Annotated in this window: 16 protein-coding genes; 6 read left to right on the plus strand and 10 right to left on the minus strand. The window is 69.4% G+C overall.

Translation table 11 applies throughout. The features are described from left to right. Positions 1 to 151: 151 nt before the first annotated feature. From AAFO60_RS19550 to AAFO60_RS19570, 5 genes are read right to left on the minus strand one after another with little or no spacing between them, the layout of a single operon-like run. Positions 152 to 1,144 (minus strand): amidohydrolase family protein, encoded by a 993-nt coding sequence (locus tag AAFO60_RS19550; protein WP_347957918.1) that lies wholly within the window; start codon positions 1,142 to 1,144, stop codon positions 152 to 154. A 1-nt stretch (position 1,145) separates the two neighbouring features. Further along, entirely contained in the window at positions 1,146 to 1,667 is a 522-nt protein-coding gene (locus AAFO60_RS19555) for a 3-hydroxyanthranilate 3,4-dioxygenase (protein WP_347957919.1), read from the minus strand. 30 nt (positions 1,668 to 1,697) lie between these two features. Further along, on the minus strand, positions 1,698 to 2,144 hold the full coding sequence (locus tag AAFO60_RS19560; protein WP_347957920.1) for a RidA family protein: 447 nt from the start codon (positions 2,142 to 2,144) through the stop codon (positions 1,698 to 1,700). Continuing rightward, positions 2,141 to 2,956, minus strand: coding sequence for a 2-keto-4-pentenoate hydratase (locus AAFO60_RS19565; protein ID WP_347957921.1), 816 nt, complete (start codon positions 2,954 to 2,956; stop codon positions 2,141 to 2,143). The genes AAFO60_RS19560 and AAFO60_RS19565 overlap by 4 nt, the downstream gene beginning before the upstream one ends. A 44-nt stretch (positions 2,957 to 3,000) precedes the next feature. Continuing rightward, entirely contained in the window at positions 3,001 to 4,476 is a 1,476-nt protein-coding gene (locus tag AAFO60_RS19570) for a 2-hydroxymuconic semialdehyde dehydrogenase (RefSeq protein WP_347957922.1), read from the minus strand. A gap of 211 nt (positions 4,477 to 4,687) precedes the next feature. Between AAFO60_RS19570 and AAFO60_RS19575 the strand changes: the two genes are divergently transcribed. The 3 genes from AAFO60_RS19575 to AAFO60_RS19585 are packed head-to-tail and all read left to right on the plus strand — an operon-like array spanning position 4,688 to position 9,972. Continuing rightward, the gene (locus AAFO60_RS19575) at positions 4,688 to 5,626 is read left to right on the plus strand and encodes an alpha/beta hydrolase (RefSeq protein WP_347957923.1); all 939 of its coding nucleotides are present in this window, start codon (positions 4,688 to 4,690) and stop codon (positions 5,624 to 5,626) included. Beyond that, on the plus strand, positions 5,616 to 9,011 hold the full coding sequence (locus tag AAFO60_RS19580; protein ID WP_347957924.1) for a pyruvate carboxylase: 3,396 nt from the start codon (positions 5,616 to 5,618) through the stop codon (positions 9,009 to 9,011). Before AAFO60_RS19575 ends, AAFO60_RS19580 begins: the two co-directional genes overlap by 11 nt. A 1-nt stretch (position 9,012) precedes the next feature. Continuing rightward, positions 9,013 to 9,972, plus strand: coding sequence for a LysR substrate-binding domain-containing protein (locus tag AAFO60_RS19585; RefSeq protein ID WP_347957925.1), 960 nt, complete (start codon positions 9,013 to 9,015; stop codon positions 9,970 to 9,972). Here the strand turns inward: AAFO60_RS19585 and AAFO60_RS19590 are convergent. Both AAFO60_RS19590 and rpsA read right to left on the minus strand, forming a co-directional pair. Further along, positions 9,962 to 11,038, minus strand: coding sequence for a VanZ family protein (locus AAFO60_RS19590; RefSeq protein WP_347957926.1), 1,077 nt, complete (start codon positions 11,036 to 11,038; stop codon positions 9,962 to 9,964). The two genes, AAFO60_RS19585 and AAFO60_RS19590, sit on opposite strands and share 11 nt — an antisense overlap. 144 nt (positions 11,039 to 11,182) lie before the next feature. After that, positions 11,183 to 12,652, minus strand: a complete 1,470-nt coding sequence (gene rpsA, locus AAFO60_RS19595) for a 30S ribosomal protein S1 (RefSeq protein WP_347957927.1) — start codon at positions 12,650 to 12,652, stop codon at positions 11,183 to 11,185. Between the two features lie 217 nt (positions 12,653 to 12,869). Here rpsA and AAFO60_RS19600 point away from each other — a divergent pair, with 217 nt between their 5' ends. The 3 genes from AAFO60_RS19600 (at position 12,870) to AAFO60_RS19610 (ending at position 14,785) form a co-directional block, all read left to right on the plus strand. After that, on the plus strand, positions 12,870 to 13,400 hold the full coding sequence (locus AAFO60_RS19600) for a 2'-5' RNA ligase family protein (protein WP_347957928.1): 531 nt from the start codon (positions 12,870 to 12,872) through the stop codon (positions 13,398 to 13,400). A gap of 54 nt (positions 13,401 to 13,454) precedes the next feature. Further along, on the plus strand, positions 13,455 to 14,276 hold the full coding sequence (locus AAFO60_RS19605) for a class I SAM-dependent methyltransferase (protein ID WP_347957929.1): 822 nt from the start codon (positions 13,455 to 13,457) through the stop codon (positions 14,274 to 14,276). 233 nt (positions 14,277 to 14,509) lie between these two features. Then, complete coding sequence (locus AAFO60_RS19610) at positions 14,510 to 14,785, plus strand: DUF2277 domain-containing protein (RefSeq protein WP_347957930.1); 276 nt, start codon at positions 14,510 to 14,512, stop codon at positions 14,783 to 14,785. A gap of 42 nt (positions 14,786 to 14,827) precedes the next feature. Here AAFO60_RS19610 and AAFO60_RS19615 read toward each other — a convergent pair whose 3' ends face one another. The 3 genes from AAFO60_RS19615 to AAFO60_RS19625 are packed head-to-tail and all read right to left on the minus strand — an operon-like array spanning position 14,828 to position 17,477. Beyond that, positions 14,828 to 15,580, minus strand: a complete 753-nt coding sequence (locus AAFO60_RS19615; RefSeq protein ID WP_347957935.1) for an amino acid ABC transporter ATP-binding protein — start codon at positions 15,578 to 15,580, stop codon at positions 14,828 to 14,830. A 32-nt stretch (positions 15,581 to 15,612) separates the two neighbouring features. Next, positions 15,613 to 16,569, minus strand: coding sequence for an amino acid ABC transporter permease (locus AAFO60_RS19620; protein ID WP_347957931.1), 957 nt, complete (start codon positions 16,567 to 16,569; stop codon positions 15,613 to 15,615). A gap of 5 nt (positions 16,570 to 16,574) precedes the next feature. After that, positions 16,575 to 17,477, minus strand: a complete 903-nt coding sequence (locus tag AAFO60_RS19625) for an ABC transporter substrate-binding protein (RefSeq protein WP_347957932.1) — start codon at positions 17,475 to 17,477, stop codon at positions 16,575 to 16,577. Positions 17,478 to 17,819: the final 342 nt, after the last annotated feature.

Genomic DNA, 17,819 nt, shown 5'->3' on the forward strand with positions numbered 1-17,819 from the left:
ACCGACATATCACTCCTCGGGTTCCGACAGTTCAGACAAAGACGCACTGCCGCGTCCGGAACCCGATCTGGGATTCCGGACGCGGCAGTGCGCCCCGTGGGTGTTCAGTTGTCGTCTGATGGCGCCGGCTCACTCGGCCGACGCCCCGGGGTCAGAGCCCGAGATACCGCTCGGCGTTGCCGTGCGTGATGAGCGCGCGCGTCTGCGCGTCGAGGAACTCGCTCTTGCGGACCACCTCGCCCACCGGCCGCTCCCCCAGCGGATACGGGTAGTCGCTGCCGACCAGCACGCGCTCACGGCCGATCGTGTCCACGAGCAGCCGCAGAGCGCGCTCGTCGAAGACGACCGAGTCGACGTAGAACCGGCCCAGGTAGTGCGACGGCGGGTACTCGGACGTGCCGATGATGTCGTTGCGTCGATGCCAGGCGTTCTCCATCCGGCCCAGCCAGAACGCGAACGAGCCGCCGCCGTGGGCGAAGGCGATCTTGAGGCGTTCGTCGACGCGGTCGAAGGTGCCGCCGAGGATCATCGCGAGGATCGACAGATGCGATTCGGCGGGCATCCCGACCAGCCAGCGCGCCATCCAGCGGTCCAGGCGGGGCGAGCCGGCCATGTCCCACGGGTGCACGAAGACGGGCACGTCTTTGTCGGCGCAGTGCTGCAGGAAGGTGATCACTCCCTCGTCGTCGAGGTCGCGGTCGCCCACGTGGTTGCCGATCTCCACGCCCCGATGCCCGTTGGCGATGCAGCGGTCGAGCTCGGCGCACGCCAGATCGGGGTCCTGGAGCGGGACCTGGCAGAACGGGATCATCCGGTCCCCGGCCGGTTCGACGATGTCGAGCGCCAGATCGTTGAACACCGCGGCGATCTTGGCCGCCTGCTCACCCGAGCGGGCGTAGTTGAAGAAGACCGGGGTCGGCGACACCACCTGGGTGCGCACACCGTCGGAGTCCATGTCGGCCAGCCGGACCTCGGGATCCCAGGCGTCGGACTGGATGCGCCGGAACTCGGTGGTTCCGGTCATCATCATCGCCTCGCGCTCGGACTCCACCCGCAGCCAGGGCGCCTCCGGGCCGGCCACATCCTGCAGATCGGGCCAGCCCTTCGGCACGTAGTGGGTGTGGACGTCGATGATCTCGCTCATCTCAGCCCTTCCCGGGATGCAGTGCGCCGCAGTTCTTGCAGGTACGGGCCTCCTCGTTCGCGTGGAACTCGGCGAACACCGGCGGCATGTCCTCGACGAGGTCGCGGACCTGCAGCTCCACCTCGTGAACCTTCGCATCGCATTCGAGGCAGTACCACTGGAACTTCTCCAGCGTGCCCTCGTGACGGACGCGCTCGATGACCAGACCGACCGAGTTCGGGTCGGGCCGCTGCGGCGAGTGCGGGATGTTCGCCGGCATCAACCAGGTCTCGCCCTCTCGGATGTCGACGCGCCGCGGCCCCTCGTCGGTCATCACGTTGACGTGGATGTCGCCGGTGATCTGGTAGAACCACTCCTCGTACGGCTCGTAGTGGTAGTCGTAGCGCTCGTTGGGGCCGCCGACGATCTGCACGATGAAGTCGTCGCCGAGCGCCATCATCTGGTTGTTGACCGGCGGCTTCAGCAGGTGCCGGTGCTCACGGATCCAGCCTTGGAAGTCGATGACCGGGGGAAGTGTCGTCATGGGAAGCTCCTGGAATGGAAGGGTCGGGGGTCAGGCCTGCCGGCGGTGCGCGATCGCCTGGATCTCGATGAGCAGGTGCGGATGCGGGAGCTGGTGCACCGCGACGGTGGTGCGCGTGGGGCCCGATTCGTCGAAGTACTCGGCGTAGACCTTGTTGTAGCGGCCGAAGTCGTTCATCGACACCAGGTACGAGGTCACCTGGCAGACGTCCTCGAGTCCGGCGCCGACTTCGGCGAGGATGTCGCGGATGTTCTCGATGACCGCGCGGGTCTGCGCCTCGATGTCGAGGTCGGTGGTCCCCATCTCGTCCACCTCGACCCCGGCGAAGCTGTTGTCCGGGCGACGCGAGCTGGTTCCGGAGACGAAGATCAGGTCGCCGACGACCTTGACGTGCGGGAATCGGCCGCGAGGCTTGGCCTTGCCCTCGATGACGGTCGAACCCGTGGCGGCCGAGCCGCCGGTACCGGTGGTGGTCACGATTCTTCTCCTCCTCGCACGCCGGTGAAGCGCACGGTTCCCAGGCCGTCGACGTCACAGACGACGGTCGTCTCGGTCAGTGGCAGCGCGGCGGTCGCCGCGCCGGCCAGCACGACGTATCCGGCCTTGAGCGGGATGCGTCGGCGGCGGCACATGTCGAGCAGCGCCGACAGCGCCTCCTTCGGATCGCCGAGGATCGCGGCGGTGGTGCCGGTCACCTCCTCGTCGCCGACCCGCATGGTGACGGCGGCGTCGGGCGCATCGCGCATCGGCGACCACGCGCCGATCGCGTAGCCGGCGGCCGAGGTGTTGTCGGCGACGACGTCGGCGTAGGTGAACTTGAAGTCGAGATAGCGCGAGTCGATGATCTCCACGGCCGGCGCGATCGCCGAGACCGCGTCGACGATGTCCTCGTCGGGGTCGTCGAGATCCACATCGCGCGAGAGCAGGTAGGCGACCTCGGGCTCGACCTTCGGGTGGATGAAGCTCGACAGGTCGGCGGCGGCGCCGTCGCCGACCGTCATCGCATCGGTGAGGCGGCCGACGATCACGTCGGAGACGCCCATCTGCGCCATCTTCGCCTTGCTGGTGAAGCCGAGCTTGACGCCGACGACCGTCTCCCCGCGCGCTTCGCGGCGGGCGACGAGGGCCTCCTGCACCCGGTAGGCGAGGTCGACGTCGAAGGCGACCTCGACGGCGTCGTCGCGCTCGATGCTGGGGGTCTCGGTCCGCTCGGTCTGTGCGGCGTCGAGTCGGGCGGCGAGCAGGTCGACGTCGAGGTCGGTCGTCTGGGTCGCGGAGCTGTCGGTCATGGACGGCCCTTTCGGTTCGATGGGAGGGTGCGCGGTGCGGCTGATCAGAGCTGGATGCAGAGGTTGGTCGGTTCGCTGTAGAAGTGCAGGGAGGACTGCCCGCCTTCGCGGCCGATGCCCGAGAGCCCGACGCCGCCGAACGGGGCGCGCAGGTCGCGCAGGTACCAGGTGTTGACCCACGACAGGCCCACGTTCATCTTCGCGCCGACCCGGTGCCCGCGCTGCAGGTCCTTGGTCCACACCGCGGACGCCAATCCGTAGTCGGTGTCGTTGGCCAGCGCGATCGCCTCCTCCTCGGTGTCGAAGGGCACCAGGCCCGCGACGGGGCCGAAGATCTCCTCGCGCATCACCCGGTCGGTGTTGTCGACGCCGGTCCACAGGGTCGGCTCGATCCACGAGCCGCCGTTGAGGTCCATGCCGACGTCGGGGATTCCGCCGCCGCAGAGCACCTCGGCACCCTCCTGCACCGCCAGATCCAGGTAGCCGAGCACCTTCTGCCGGTGCTTGTCGGAGATCAGCGGACCGGTGGTCGTCGCCTCGTCCATCGGCGCGCCGAGCCGGAGCTTGGCCGCGTTCTCGACGAGACCGGCGACGACGTCGTCGAAGACGGGCCGCTGGATGTAGACCCGTTCGGTGCACAGGCACACCTGACCGGTGTTGGTGAAGATCGATCGGCTCAGGCCGGCGACGACCTCCTCGACGTCGACATCGTCGAAGACCACGGCGGCGTTCTTGCCGCCGAGTTCCAGGGAGACCGGGCGCACCCGCGGCGCGACGGTCTTCATGACGTGGGTGCCGGTCGCCGACGATCCGGTGAAGGTGACGCCGTCGATGCCCGGGTGCTCGGTGAGGAACTGCCCCGCCGAGTCGGCGCCGAAGCCGTGGACCACGTTGTACACCCCGCGCGGCAGCCCGGCCTGCTCGAGGACCTCGGCCAGCAACGACGCGGTGCCCGGGGTGTCCTCGCTGGGCTTGACGACGACGGCGTTGCCGCAGGCCAGCGCCGGCGCGACCTTCCAGGTGAGCAGCAGCAGCGGCAGATTCCAGGGAACGATGATCGCGACGACGCCCAGCGGCTTGCGGATCGCGTAGTTGAGCGCGCGGCGGCCGTCGGCGAGCTCGGTGACATACGACTCCTGGCCGGTGGCGGACACGATGTCCGCATAGGCGCGGAAGTTCATCGGCGCTCGCGCCACATCGAGCGCGCGGGCCTGCGTGACCGGCTTGCCGGTGTCGGCGAGTTCGGCGGCGATGAAGTCGTCGAACCGCTCCTCGATGAGATCGGCGGCCCGGCGCAGGATCGCGACCCGGTCGGCGACCGAACGATCGGCCCACCCGTTCGCGAGCGCCCGCCGCGCCGAGGAGACGGCGCGGTCGACGATCTGCTCGTCGGCCTCGTGGACTCGCGCGTACACCGCGCCGGTCGCGGGGTCGACCGCGTCGAACGCGCTGGTCGGCACGGGGTCGACGAAGGCGCCGTCGACGTAGTTGCGGATCCACTGTGAAGGCTGTGCGGTCATGATTCCACTGTGATGTATGTCGCCATGTGGATCAAATGCCTAATGAGCACTTATCCATGCCTGAAATGACATACCCTTGCGGAGTTGATTCGGCTGCCATGCCAGCCGAGTCATGGCACAGTGCCTTTTGGGCATTTGACGGGCATAGATCACGCGCCGAAAACTTGACTGCGATCCTCCGCACAGCGGACCAGCGACGGAAAGGACCCCGATGACGATCGACCCGGCGATCACGGCCGCCTACGACGCCCGCGGCACGGTGACGCCCGAGGAGTTCGACGAGACGATGCGCCGGTACCGGTCCCGGTCCGACGAGAGCACCCGAGACCTCCCCGGAACCGCGGGCATCGTCTACGACGAGCACAGCGGCGAACGACTCGACATCTGGGGAACCGGTGACCGCCCGCGGCCGGTGTTCTTCGTCATCCACGGCGGCTACTGGCGCATGCTGTCTCGATCGGACACGGCGTTCATGGCGCGCGCCCTGGCCGACGCGGGCATCGCGACCGTCGCCGTCGACTACGGCCTGGCGCCGGCGACCTCCCTCGACGAGATCGTGCGGCAGGTCCGGGCCGCCCTCGCCTGGGTCCATCGGCACGGCGGTGAGCACGGTCTGGACGTGAACCGCATCGTCGTCGGAGGCAGCTCGGCCGGCGCGCACCTGGCCGCGATGACGATGGTCGACGGCTGGCAGGCCGCGGCGGGGATCCCGGCCGACGCGGCCCGCGGCGGACTGCTGCTCAGCGGCCTGTTCGATCTGCGGCCGCTGGTCCGCGCCCGCCCCAACGAATGGCTCTTCCTCACCGACGAGACCGCCGCCGAACTCAGTCCCGCGCTCGCGCAGCCGCCGCTCGATCCGCGGTCCGCGGTGATCGCGGTGGCCGAACGAGAGGCCCCCGGGTTCCACCGGCAGAGTCGGGAGCTGCACGGCCGGTGGTGCGGCGCCGACGGTCCCCCGCTGATCACGGTCGCCGGCCGCGACCACTTCGACGTCTTCCTCGACCTGGCCGATCCATCCACCGAACTCTCGAGGGCACTGCGCAGCATGATCGACGCCACCGCAGCGTCCCCCGAGCCGACATCACCGGTCACCGCACCGGCTAACGACCATCCCCCGACGGAGAATGAGGTCCCCCACGATGTTCCGTAAGATCCTGGTCGCCAACCGCGGCGAAATCGCCATCCGCGCACTGCGCGCCGCCGTCGAACTCGGCATCGCCACCGTCGCCGTCTACCCCTACGAGGATCGGAACTCCGCGCACCGCTTCAAGGCGGACGAGGCCTACCAGATCGGCGAGCCGGGCCATCCGGTGCGCGCCTACCTCGACGTCGACGAGATCATCCGGGTCGCGCGCGAGTCCGGCGCGGACGCCGTCTACCCCGGTTACGGGTTCCTGTCCGAGAACCCGGAGCTGGCCCGCGCCTGCGAAGCGGCCGGCATCACCTTCGTCGGGCCGTCGGCCGAGGTCCTGCAACTGACCGGCAACAAGTCGCGTGCGATCGCCGAGGCGAAGGCCGCGGGACTGCCGGTCCTGGCGTCCACCGAGCCGTCGACCGACGTGACCGCACTGCTCGAGGCCGGCGCCGCGATGACCTTCCCGGTGTTCGTGAAGGCCGTCTCCGGCGGCGGCGGCCGCGGCATGCGGCGGGTGGATGATCCGGCGCTGCTGCGCGCCGCGCTGGAGGAAGCCGCGCGCGAGGCCGAATCGGCGTTCGGCGACGGCGCCGTCTACATCGAGCAGGCGGTGACCGCCCCGCGCCACATCGAGGTCCAGATCTTCGGCGACGCCGCCGGCGAGGTGATCCACCTGTACGAACGCGATTGCTCGGTGCAGCGTCGACACCAGAAGGTCATCGAGCAGGCACCCGCGCCCGACCTGCCCGCCGAACTGCGCGCGCGGATGTGCGCCGACGCCGTCGCCTACGGCCGCCACATCGGGTACACCTGCGCGGGCACCGTCGAATTCCTGCTCGACCGCAGCGGCGAGTACGTGTTCATCGAGATGAATCCGCGCATCCAGGTCGAGCACACCGTCACCGAGGAGGTCACCGACGTCGACCTCGTCCAGACTCAGCTGGAGGTCGCCGCGGGTGCCACGCTGGCGGATCTGGGGCTGACGCAGGACGCCGTCACCCTGCACGGTGCGGCGATGCAGTACCGCATCACCACCGAGGATCCGGCCAACGGCTTCCGCCCGGACACCGGACGCATCACCGCCTACCGCTCGCCCGGCGGCGCAGGCATCCGCCTCGACGGCGGTACCACCGTGGGCGCCGAGGTCGGCGCCTACTTCGACTCGATGCTGGTCAAGCTCACCTGCCGCGGCGCCGACCGTGACGCGGCGCTCGCCCGCGCCCGCCGCGCGCTCATGGAGTTCCGCATCCGCGGCGTCACCACCAACATCCCGTTCCTGCAGGCCGTGCTCGACGACCCGACCTTCCGCGCAGGCGCGGTCGACACCGGCTTCATCGCCGAGCATCCCGAGCTCCTGCACCACCACGCGCCCGCCGACCGCGGGACCCGCCTGCTCAACTACCTCGCCGACGTCACCGTGAACCGGCCCAACGGCCAGGCGCCCGGCGGCGTCGACCCGGTCACGAAGCTTCCCCAGCGGCCGGCGAAGGCGACCGTCCCCGACGGGTCCCGCCAACGACTGCTCGCACTCGGGCCCGAGCGCTTCGCCGCCGACCTGCGCGCCCAGCGGGCGCTCGCGATCACCGACACCACGTTCCGCGACGCGCACCAGTCGCTGCTGGCCACGCGGGTACGCACGAAGGACCTGACCGCGGTCGCCGGGCACGTCGCGAGCAGTCTCCCCGAACTGCTGTCCATCGAGGCGTGGGGCGGCGCGACCTACGACGTCGCGCTGCGGTTCCTGCACGAGGATCCGTGGGAGCGGCTGGCGCAGCTGCGCGAGGCGATCCCGAACATCTGCCTGCAGATGCTGCTGCGCGGACGCAACACCGTCGGCTACACGCCGTACCCGACGGAGGTGACCGACTCGTTCGTCGCCGAGGCCGCCGCCACCGGCGTCGACATCTTCCGGATCTTCGACGCGCTCAACGACGTCGATCAGATGCGGCCGGCGATCGACGCGGTCCGCGCGACCGGCACGTCCGTGGCCGAGGTGGCCCTGTGCTACACCGGCGACCTGACGAATCCGGCGGAGGACCTGTACACGCTGGACTACTACCTCAAGCTCGCCGAGCAGGTCGTGGACGCCGGCGCCCACGTGCTGGCCATCAAGGACATGGCCGGGCTCATGCGCGCGCCCGCGGCCGCGAAGCTCGTCTCAGCGTTGCGGTCGCGGTTCGACCTGCCGGTCCACGTGCACACCCACGACACGGCCGGCGGCCAGCTGGCGACGTACCTGGCCGCCTGGAACGCCGGCGCGGACGCCGTCGACGTCGCCGCCGGACCGTTGTCGGGCGGCACCAGCCAGCCGTCGATGTCGGCAGTGGTCGCCGCGACGGCGTACACCGAGCACGACACCGGGCTGAGCTTGGACGCCGTCTGCGAGTTGGAGCCGTACTGGGAGTCGATGCGCGGCCTGTACCGCCCGTTCGAGGCGGGCATCCCGGCGCCCACCGGACGCGTGTACACGCACGAGATCCCCGGCGGCCAGCTGTCCAACCTGCGCGCGCAGGCCACCGCGCTGGGCCTGGCCGACCGCTTCGAGGACATCGAACACGCCTACGCGGGCGTGGACCGGGCGTTCGGTCGCCTGATCAAGGTGACGCCCTCGTCGAAGGTCGTCGGCGACCTCGCCCTGGCGCTGGTCGGCGCCGGGATCACCGCCGAGCAGTTCGCGGCCGACCCGACCGTCGTCGACCTGCCCGAGTCGGTGACCGGCTTCTTCCGCGGCGAGCTCGGCACCCCCGCGGGCGGCTGGCCCGAGCCGCTGCGGTCGCGGGCCCTCGGCGGCAAGCCGGCGACCGTGCCCCCGCTGACCGAACTCACCGACGACGATCGCGACGGCCTGGCCGGCGACTCCGCGCAGCGGCGCAGCACGCTGTCGCGGCTGCTGTTCCCCGCGCCGGCACGCGACTTCGTCGATCACCGGGACGCCTTCGGCGACACCTCGGTCATCGGCACCCGCGAGTTCCTGTACGGTCTGACCTCCGGCGTCGAGCACAGCGTACGGCTCGCTCCCGGCGTGACGCTGCTGCTTGCGCTCGAATCGATCTCCGAGGCCGACGAGCGCGGCATGCGCACGGTGATGTTCTGGATCAACGGTCAGCTGCGTCCGGTCCGGGTCCGCGATCGGTCGATCGAGGACGCCCGTCCCCGCGCGGAGAAGGCCGATCCGACGGTGCCCGGACAGGTGCCCGCCCCGTTCGCCGGCGTGGTCACATTGGAGGTCGCGGTCGGCGACGCGGTCGCCGCAGGCGACACCATCGCGCACATCGAGGCCATGAAGATGGAGGCCGCGATCACCACCCCGGTCGGCGGTACCGTCAGCCGGATCGCGGTGCCCGGCGTCGCCCAGGTGGAGAACGGTGATCTGCTGATCACCATCTCGGTGGACGACTGACATGACCTCGCCGAAGCGGCCGTCGATCGACCTGCCGAAACTGCTCGACGGCCGCTTGAAGATCCGACACCTGGTGCTCATCGACGCGCTCTCCCGGCAGGGCAGCGTCATCGGCGCCGCCTCGGAGCTCCACGTCACCCAACCGGTCGCCACCCGCAGCCTGCGGGATGTCGAGACGATTCTGGGTGTGGAGCTGTACGAGCGCGGACCGCGTGGGATCACGCCGACGATCTTCGGCACGGCCTTCACCGAACACGCGCGCGCCGTGCTCGCCCAGCTCAACCAGGCGGGCAGGCACGTCCGCGAGCTCGCCGACGCCGATCGCGGCACGGTGGTGGTCGGCACCCACCTCGCCGGGTCGAATGTGCTGCTCCCGCAAGCGATCGCCCGGATGAAGGCGAAGCATCCGTTGCTCACCGTCGTCGTCCGCGAGGGCTCGCCGGAGACCCTGCTCACCGAGTTGGAGGCCGGCCGCGTCGACATCATCGTCGGCCGGCTGACCTCGCCCAGCACCGAGCTCGTCCAACGCATCCCGCTGTATGAGGAGTCGGTCGAGGTCTTCGGCGGCAGCGGGCACCCCCTGGCCGACGCCGCCGCGCTCGACCTGGCCGCCACGGCCGACTATCCGTGGATCCTGCCCGGCAGCGAGACGGCGTTGCGCGGCGAGTTGGAGAAGCTGTTCGCGCGGGCCGGCGTGGCGCTGCCCGAGAACCGGGTGGAGGCGACGAGTTTCCTCACCGTCCGTGAGCTCCTGCACAAGACGGACACGCTCGCCGTGCTGCCCAGCCTCATCGGCCGCGACGACCCGGGCATGCGGGCGCTGCCGGTGGACCTGACCGCGATCGGCCACAGCGTGGGCCTGACGGTGGCCGCCGACCGGGCGCTCAGCCCGTCCGGTGAGGCGCTGGCCGCGCATCTGCGTCTGATCGCCGAACGGCTCGGTCGAGAAGTCAGTCGCTGACGGCGACGGTCGTGCGACGGTCGGCGCGCGCATCGCACAGCTGCCGTCCGGTGAGCACCCCCGGCAGCCCTCGGCCCTGGCGGGTCGTCGCGATCAGCGCCGCGGCGAGCACCGCGAACACGAACGACAGCGCCTTCCACTCGCCGGGCAGCGCGTTCAGGAGCAGGAAGCCGCCGACGCCACCGAGCAGCCGTGCCACCCGCGCGAGCGGCTCCGGCGCGCTGCCGCCCCGGTACTCCAGTTCGACCGCCAGGTCGCCGATCGTCCGGCCGGTGACCAGCACCGCGGCCGCCCAGACCGCGAACGGGACGACGGTGCCGGCCACCGCCGCGACGGTGCCGCGCACCACCGCCTCGTGGTCGTCGCGCACGTACTCGAGCCAGAGTTGCACGATCACGCTCACCACCGCGCCCAACACCAGCGCACCGAGCAGATCGCACATCGCGCCCAACAGCCTGCGCCGTTTCGTGACCGGGCGCGGGAGGTCCGCGTCCGGCAGCGCACGCAGACCGCGCCGCCGCGCCGGGATCGCCAGTGCCAGCAGCGATCCCACGATGGCGCCGGCCGTGTTCGTCACCATGTCGTCGACGTCGAAGACCCGGTAACCGCAGTCGTAGAGACCCCACAGGCCGGTGTACTGGGTGGTCTCGACGAAGACCGACGTCGCGAGCCCCGCGATCAGCGCCGTCGGCCATCCGCGTCCCCCGAGCACCCGGACGAAGAACCCCAGCGGAACGAAGAGCGCCACGTTCAGCACCAGCTGCGCGACCATCGGATCGGTCAGCGACAGTCCACGCGCCGCCGCGTCCTCGAGGTCGCGGACCGCCTGCCACAGATCTGTGTTGGTGCCGGCGCACACCAGCGTGTCCGGGTCCGGCAGCGGAAAGAGCGTGTACGTCCAGATCGCGAAGAAGTAGACCAGCGCGCCGGACCACAGGGCCGTCCGACCGATCGTCAGCCGTCCCCGCCGACGGTAACTCACCGCGACGAACGGAACGAACACGAGCGCTCCGATGAGCACTCCCATCCCGATCGCCAGCGCGGCCGACAGCCGCTCGTTCCCCACACCGAATCCTTCCATCGCCTGTCGGCAGTGACGTCAATGGCCGTGCTCCGCGCCGCCGCGCACCCGGCCTGTCGCCGAACGCCGGAACCCCCGGGAACCGAATGGTTCCCGGGGGTTCCGGAATCGCTCGATGCGAGGAATCTATCAGGCGTTGCCCGACAGCTTCTCGCGCAGAGCAGCGAGCTGCTCATCGCTGGCCAGCGAGCCACCCGACTGAGCCGGTCCGCTGGTCGACGAGGACGACGCCGACGAGCTGCTCGAGGACGAGTAGTCGCTCGGAGCGTTCTCGGCCTCGGCCGCAGCCGCCGCGAACTTCTCGATCTGGGCGGTGTGCAGCTTGTGGCGACGCTCGGCCTCGGCGTACCGGGCCTCCCACTCCTGCTGCTGCTTCTCGTAGCCTTCGAGCCACTCGTTGGTCTCGGCGTCGAAGCCCTCGGGGAAGATGTAGTTCCCCTGGTCGTCGTAGCTGTCGGCCATGCCGTACTTCGAGGGGTCGAACTCCTCGGTGTAGTCCTCGTTGGCCTGCTTCAGCGACAGCGAGATGCGGCGACGATCCAGGTCGATGTCGATGACCTTGACCATCGCGTCGTCGCCGACGGAGACGACCTGGTCCGGGACCTCGACGTGGCGCTCGGCCAGCTCGGAGATGTGGACCAGACCCTCGATGCCCTCTTCGACGCGGACGAACGCACCGAACGGCACCAGCTTGGTGACCTTGCCCGGGACGATCTGGCCGATCGCGTGGGTGCGGGCGAACTGACGCCACGGGTCTTCCTGGGTCGCCTTGAGCGACAGCGACACGCGCTCGCGGTCCATGTCGACGTCGAGGACCTCGACGGTGACCTCGTCGCCGACGGTGACGACCTCGGACGGGTGATCGATGTGCTTCCAAGACAGCTCGGAGACGTGCACCAGGCCGTCGACGCCGCCGAGATCGACGAAGGCGCCGAAGTTGACGATCGAGGACACGACGCCCTTGCGGACCTGGCCCTTCTGCAGCTGGTTGAGGAACTCGCTGCGGACCTCGGACTGGGTCTGCTCGAGCCAGGCGCGACGCGACAGGACCACGTTGTTGCGGTTCTTGTCGAGCTCGATGATCTTGGCCTCGACCTCCTTGCCGATGTACGGCTGGAGGTCGCGGACGCGGCGCATCTCCACCAGCGAGGCGGGGAGGAAGCCGCGCAGGCCGATGTCGAGGATCAGGCCGCCCTTGACGACCTCGATGACGGTGCCCTTGACGGCCTCGTCCTTCTCCTTGAGCTCCTCGATCGTGCCCCAGGCGCGCTCGTACTGAGCCCGCTTCTTCGACAGGATCAGGCGGCCTTCCTTGTCCTCCTTGGTGAGAACGAGAGCCTCGACCTCGTCGCCGACGGAGACGACTTCGTTGGGGTCGACGTCATGCTTGATCGACAGCTCGCGCGAGGGGATGACGCCCTCGGTCTTGTAGCCGATGTCGAGCAGAACCTCGTCACGGTCGACCTTGACGATGGTGCCTTCGACGATGTCGCCATCGTTGAAGTACTTGATCGTGGCATCGATGGCGGCGAGGAAGTCCTCGGCAGTGCCGATGTCGTTGACGGCTACTTGCGGCGAGGAAATCGTGGGGGACGACATATGTTGAGTTGCTCCGGACAGGTATCTAGTAGGTACGGTAAACGGGCAGTCTTCGCAGGCTGGACCCGTTTTCCTTGAGTTGTGGCGCACCGCCTTGACGAGACCGTCCCGGTCGGTGCAGAGTGTGTGCTTCGCGCACACACGTCCCACAGCGTACTACCCCCAGCCGACCTGCACAAACATTACCTGCGGGGCGCAGCCCGAGGAGGTGCCGACGATGGCGCATTCGATCGAGATCCTGCTCGATTCCGACACCGATGCAGCAATACGTGAGCAATGGCACACCCTCGAGGCGGCCGACTTGCCCAGCGCCGGACGCGTCCGCAGCGGCACCAATCGACCGCACTGCACACTGCTGGCGGGAACGTCCATCGCCGGGGCCGCCGACCCCGCGCTGGGCGTGCTCGCCCAGCGCCTGCCGTTCGCCCTCACGCTGGGCGGCGCGCTCGTCTTCCCCGCCGGACGCCGATTCACGCTGGTCCGCGCGGTGATTCCGTCGGCGGAACTGCTGTCGGTGCATGCGACGGCACTGCGTCTGGCCGGCCCGCAGGTGACCGACCTCGCCGCCCACTGCGGTGTCGGCGACTGGACGCCGCACGTGACCCTGGCGCGGCGCCTGACCGCCGAGCAGCTCGTCACCGCGCTGCAGATCCTGGCGTGGCCGACGATCGCCGGCCGGGCGACGTCGTTGCGCCGTTGGGACGGCGATGCCAAGACCGAGCACGTGACCGCCGGCCGTGCCTGCTGAGACCACCGTGCCTGCTGAGACCTCTGAGACCACGTCCGACGAAAGGACAGCCCTGTGACCGCGACTCCCCGACCGCCCCGACTGCTCGGCGCGATCGGCTCCGACGAGAGCGAACACGCCAACCGCCGCTGGTGGGACGACGAAGCCGACGACTACCACGCCGAGCACGGCCGTTTCCTCGGTGGCGACACGCCGGGCGGCGAGTTCGTCTGGGGCCCGGAACGGTATCGGGAGGCCGACGCCGCGCTGCTCGGCGAGGTCGCGGGTCGCGACGTGCTCGAGGTCGGGTGCGGTTCGGCGCCCTGTTCCCGCTGGTTGAAGGCCCGCGGTGCCAACGTGATCGGACTCGACCTGTCGATCGGGATGCTCCGCCACGGCCTGCAGGCGATGCGGCTCGACACCGAACCGGTGCCGCTGGTGCAGGCCGGAGCCGAGCATCTGCCCTTCGCCGACGCCTCGTTCGACATCGTCTGCTCCTCGTTCGGCGCCGTCCCCTTCGTCGCCGACTCGGCCCGGTTGATGCGCGAGGCGGCCCGGGTTCTGCGGCCGGGCGGGCGCTGGGTGTTCGCGACCAATCACCCGATGCGATGGATGTTCCTCGACGATCCCGGGCCGGACGGGCTGGTCGTCCAGATGTCGTACTTCTCCCGCACCCCCTACTCGGAGACCGACGCCGACGGCACGGTGACCTACGTCGAGCACCACCGCACCATCGGCGACCGGGTGCGCGAGATCGTCGCCGCGGGCCTGATCCTGGAGGACATCGTCGAACCCGAGTGGCCCGACGATCTGGAGGACGAGTGGGGCCAGTGGTCGCCGCTGCGCGGCTCGTACTTCCCCGGCACCGCCATCTTCTGCTGCCGCAAACCGGCGTGACACCGTGCGCGCCGGACTGAGACCACGCCTGCGCCCAGCAGGGTTGTCGAGTAACCGCCCAGCAGGTTCGTCGAGAAACCGCCCAGCAGGGTTGTCGAGTAACCACCGAGCGCAGCGAGGCGGTGTATCGAGACGGGGCCGGTGACGTGCGCTCCCTCGCACCCGGCAGCGGCACAGCCGCGAATCGGCGTCGAGCGCGAGAAGCGCCGCGCCGACCGGCGTAGCGTGGGGGCATGTGCCGCAACATCACCGAACTGCGCGGCCTCGAGCCGGCCGCCACCGACGAAGAGATCGACGCCGCTGCACTTCAATACGTGCGTAAGGTGTCCGGGATCCGACGGCCCTCGCCGACCAACCAGGCGGCCGTCGACCGGGCCGTCGCCGCAGTGGCGGCCGCGACCCGGGAACTGCTCACCGAGCTCCCGGCGCGCAGGCAGCCGCCGAAGACCGTCCCGCCGCTGCGTCGCCCCGAGGTCCGCGCGCGGATGGCCGAGCACCACGCGCACTGAGCACCAGCCGTCCCGGCTTCACACTCGCTCCGGGTCCGGTGCCTACAGCAGCTTCGACAAGAACGCCTGCGTGCGCGCCTGCTGCGGGTTGCTCAACACTTCGCGCGGATCTCCGCGCTCCACGACGACGCCGCCGTCCATGAAGACCAGTTGATCGGCCACTTCGCGGGCGAAGCCCATCTCGTGCGTGACGACGAGCATCGTCATGCCCTCGGCCGCCAGGTTGCGCATGACGGCGAGCACGTCGCCGACCAGTTCGGGGTCGAGCGCCGAGGTCGGCTCGTCGAAGAGCATCAGCTTGGGGTCCATCGCCAGGGCTCGGGCGATCGCCACCCGCTGCTGCTGTCCACCCGACAACTGCGCCGGATAGGCGTCGGCCTTGGCGCGCAGTCCCACCTGATCGAGCAGGTCGAGCGCGCGCTCGGTCGCCTCGCTCTTCGACTTGCCGCCCACCAGGATCGGCGCCTCGATGATGTTCTCCAGCGCCGTCCGGTGCGGGAACAGGTTGAAGTGCTGGAACACCATGCCGATGTCGCGGCGCTGCTTGGCCGCATCGCGCGGACTGAGCTCGTACAGCTTGCCTGCGCGTTCGCGGTAGCCGATGAGGTCGCCGTCGACCACCAGCCGACCGGCGTTGACCTTCTCGAGATGGTTGACGCAGCGCAGGAAGGTCGACTTGCCCGACCCCGACGGGCCGATGAGGCAGGCGACCTCGCCGCGCTGGACCTCCAGCGACACCCCCTTCAGCACCTGCAGTGCGCCGAAGCTCTTGCAGACGCGGTCGGCCATGACCATCGGCGTCGACGCGCCCGACGACTGTGCGGCGCTCACTTGCCCTCCTCCACGACGGTCCGGTTGGCGGCGGCGAGCGCCTCGAGCTGCCCGTCGCTCAGCTGGCGCGAGGCGCCCTTGCGGTAGTGCTTCTCCAGGTAGTGCTGTCCGACCATCAGGATCGACGTCACCACCAGGTACCAGGTCGAGGCGACCAGCAGCATCGGGATCGGCTGGAAGTTCACGCCCGAGATGTCCCGCGAGCGGCCGTACAGCTCCAGGCTGAAGGGCACCGCGAGCACGAGGCTGGTCGTCTTCAGCATGCTGATGACCTCGTTGCCGGTCGGCGGGATGATCACGCGCATCGCCTGCGGCAGAACGGTCCGACGCATGGTCTGCCACCACGACAGGCCGAGCGCCACCGACGCCTCGGTCTGCCCCTCGCCCACCGACGAGATGCCCGCACGCACGATCTCGGCCATGTAGGCGGCCTCGTTCAGCGCCAGTCCGATCACCGCGAGGAAGAACACGTACTTCAGACTCAGTGCCTGGATGTCGATCTGCACGAACGTCGGCCCGAACGGGACACCGATGTTGATCACCTTGTACAGCGACCCGACGAGTCCCCACAGCACCAACTGCACGAACACCGGGGTGCCGCGGAAGACCCACAGGTACACCCACGCCGTCACGCTGAGGACCTTGTTCGGCGACATCCGCATCACTGCGACGATGACGCCGAGCACGACGCCGATGATCATGGCCAGGACCGTCAGCGCCAGCGTGTATCCGACGCCGGACAGGATCCGCTCCTCGAACAGGTACTTGCCGTACGTGTCCCAGCGATACGCCTCGTTGGTGGCCGCGCCGTAGATGAACAGGACCGCTGCCACCACGATCACGATGCCCGCGATCCACTGACCCGGATGTCGCAGCGGCACCGCCTTGATCGGATCGGGCTCGGTGTGGTCCTGAGGGACGGCGCTGCCGTCGGGTGTCTGTTCCGGAGTCATCCGGTTCACTCCTTCGCCCCGTTGATCTCGGCTCGCTTGATCATCCCGGCTTCCACGCCCCAATGTCTCGCAATCTGCTCGTACTGTCCGTTGTCGATGAGGTACTGGACGGCCGCCAGCACCGCCGGTCCCAGCGGGGAGCCCTTCGCCACCGGCAGCCCGTAGGGCGCGGCGTCATAGGTCGGGCCGACCTCCTCGAGCTGCCCGTCGGTCTTCTTCACCGCGTAGGCGGTGACCGGCGAGTCGGCCGAGAAAGCGTCGACCTGTCCCATCAGCACCGCGTTCACCGCCTGGTCCTGGGTGTCGAACTTGACCTTGATGATCGGGTCCCTACCCGCCTTGACGCACGCCGCGCTCTTGGCGGGGACCTCGTCGGTGTCCTCGACCGTGGTCGTCTGCACGCCGACGCGCAGCCCGCACGCGTTGTTCGGGTCGATGTCGCGCCCGACCTTCTGCGCCCACTGGATGCCCGCGCTGAAGTAGTCGACGAAGTCGACCTCCTTCTCGCGTTCCAGGGAGTCGGTGAACGACGACATCCCGAGGTCGAAGCTGCCCGCCTGCAAGGCGGGGATGATCTTGTCGAAGTCGGCCTCGTTGTACTCGGCGCGCAGCCCGAGGACGCCGGCGATCGCGTCGACGAGGTCGACGTCGAAGCCGATGATGTTGCCGTTGCGGTCCTTGAACTCGTTCGGCTGGTACGGCGGATTGGTCCCGACCCGCAGGCGGCCGGTGTCGCGGATGGCGGCGGGCACCATCGCGGCGATCTCGGGCTGCTCGGCGACCTTCACCTTCAGCGGTTTGGTGTCCAGCGCCGACTCGTCGACGACGCACCCGGCCAGCAGCGGGATCGCCGCCAGGACGGCCGCGACCGCGAGCAGCAGTCGGGGGCGCAGCGTTCGGGCTCGCATGGGACCTCTCTTGTCGTCGGGTGCGGCGCCGCACTCCGTCGACCGCGCGGAGTCGCCGGGCCGAACAGGGAGCGCACGCTCGCAGAACCTACTGATTATGGCCGATTTCCCGCCGGGCCCTGCGGACAGGGCCGTTTTCGGTCCTGATCATCCGACTCGCCTGGTTGATCGAGCGGGCCGCGGGCGCCGTGGGCGAGCCTCGATTCGCGGGCAGAGGTCTCGACGCTCTTATCGATTTTGTCAAGCGGTGGGGGCTGGTTGTGGGCTGTTGTCTTCGAGGTAGCGGTAGATGTCTCGGGTGACGTAGCGCATGACGGCGCGGCGGGCCATTTTGGGTGTCTT

Origin of the sequence: Gordonia aichiensis, assembly GCF_039946255.1 — a bacterium.
Taxonomy (GTDB): domain Bacteria; phylum Actinomycetota; class Actinomycetes; order Mycobacteriales; family Mycobacteriaceae; genus Gordonia; species Gordonia aichiensis_A.

Bases quoted from the DNA above. Each gene is read 5' to 3' on its own strand.
- AAFO60_RS19600 (WP_347957928.1), top strand. From the start codon at position 12,870: ATGGCGCATTCGATCGAGATCCTGCTCGATTCCGACACCGATGCAGCA.
- AAFO60_RS19615 (WP_347957935.1), bottom strand. From the start codon at position 15,580: ATGGTCATGGCCGACCGCGTCTGCAAGAGCTTCGGCGCACTGCAGGTG.
- AAFO60_RS19580 (WP_347957924.1), top strand. From the start codon at position 5,616: ATGTTCCGTAAGATCCTGGTCGCCAACCGCGGCGAAATCGCCATCCGC.
- AAFO60_RS19575 (WP_347957923.1), top strand. From the start codon at position 4,688: ATGACGATCGACCCGGCGATCACGGCCGCCTACGACGCCCGCGGCACG.
- AAFO60_RS19565 (WP_347957921.1), bottom strand. From the start codon at position 2,956: ATGACCGACAGCTCCGCGACCCAGACGACCGACCTCGACGTCGACCTG.
- AAFO60_RS19550 (WP_347957918.1), bottom strand. From the start codon at position 1,144: ATGAGCGAGATCATCGACGTCCACACCCACTACGTGCCGAAGGGCTGG.
- rpsA (WP_347957927.1), bottom strand. From the start codon at position 12,652: ATGTCGTCCCCCACGATTTCCTCGCCGCAAGTAGCCGTCAACGACATC.
- AAFO60_RS19570 (WP_347957922.1), bottom strand. From the start codon at position 4,476: ATGACCGCACAGCCTTCACAGTGGATCCGCAACTACGTCGACGGCGCC.
- AAFO60_RS19625 (WP_347957932.1), bottom strand. From the start codon at position 17,477: ATGCGAGCCCGAACGCTGCGCCCCCGACTGCTGCTCGCGGTCGCGGCC.
- AAFO60_RS19555 (WP_347957919.1), bottom strand. From the start codon at position 1,667: ATGACGACACTTCCCCCGGTCATCGACTTCCAAGGCTGGATCCGTGAG.
- AAFO60_RS19620 (WP_347957931.1), bottom strand. From the start codon at position 16,569: ATGACTCCGGAACAGACACCCGACGGCAGCGCCGTCCCTCAGGACCAC.
- AAFO60_RS19610 (WP_347957930.1), top strand. From the start codon at position 14,510: ATGTGCCGCAACATCACCGAACTGCGCGGCCTCGAGCCGGCCGCCACC.
- AAFO60_RS19585 (WP_347957925.1), top strand. From the start codon at position 9,013: ATGACCTCGCCGAAGCGGCCGTCGATCGACCTGCCGAAACTGCTCGAC.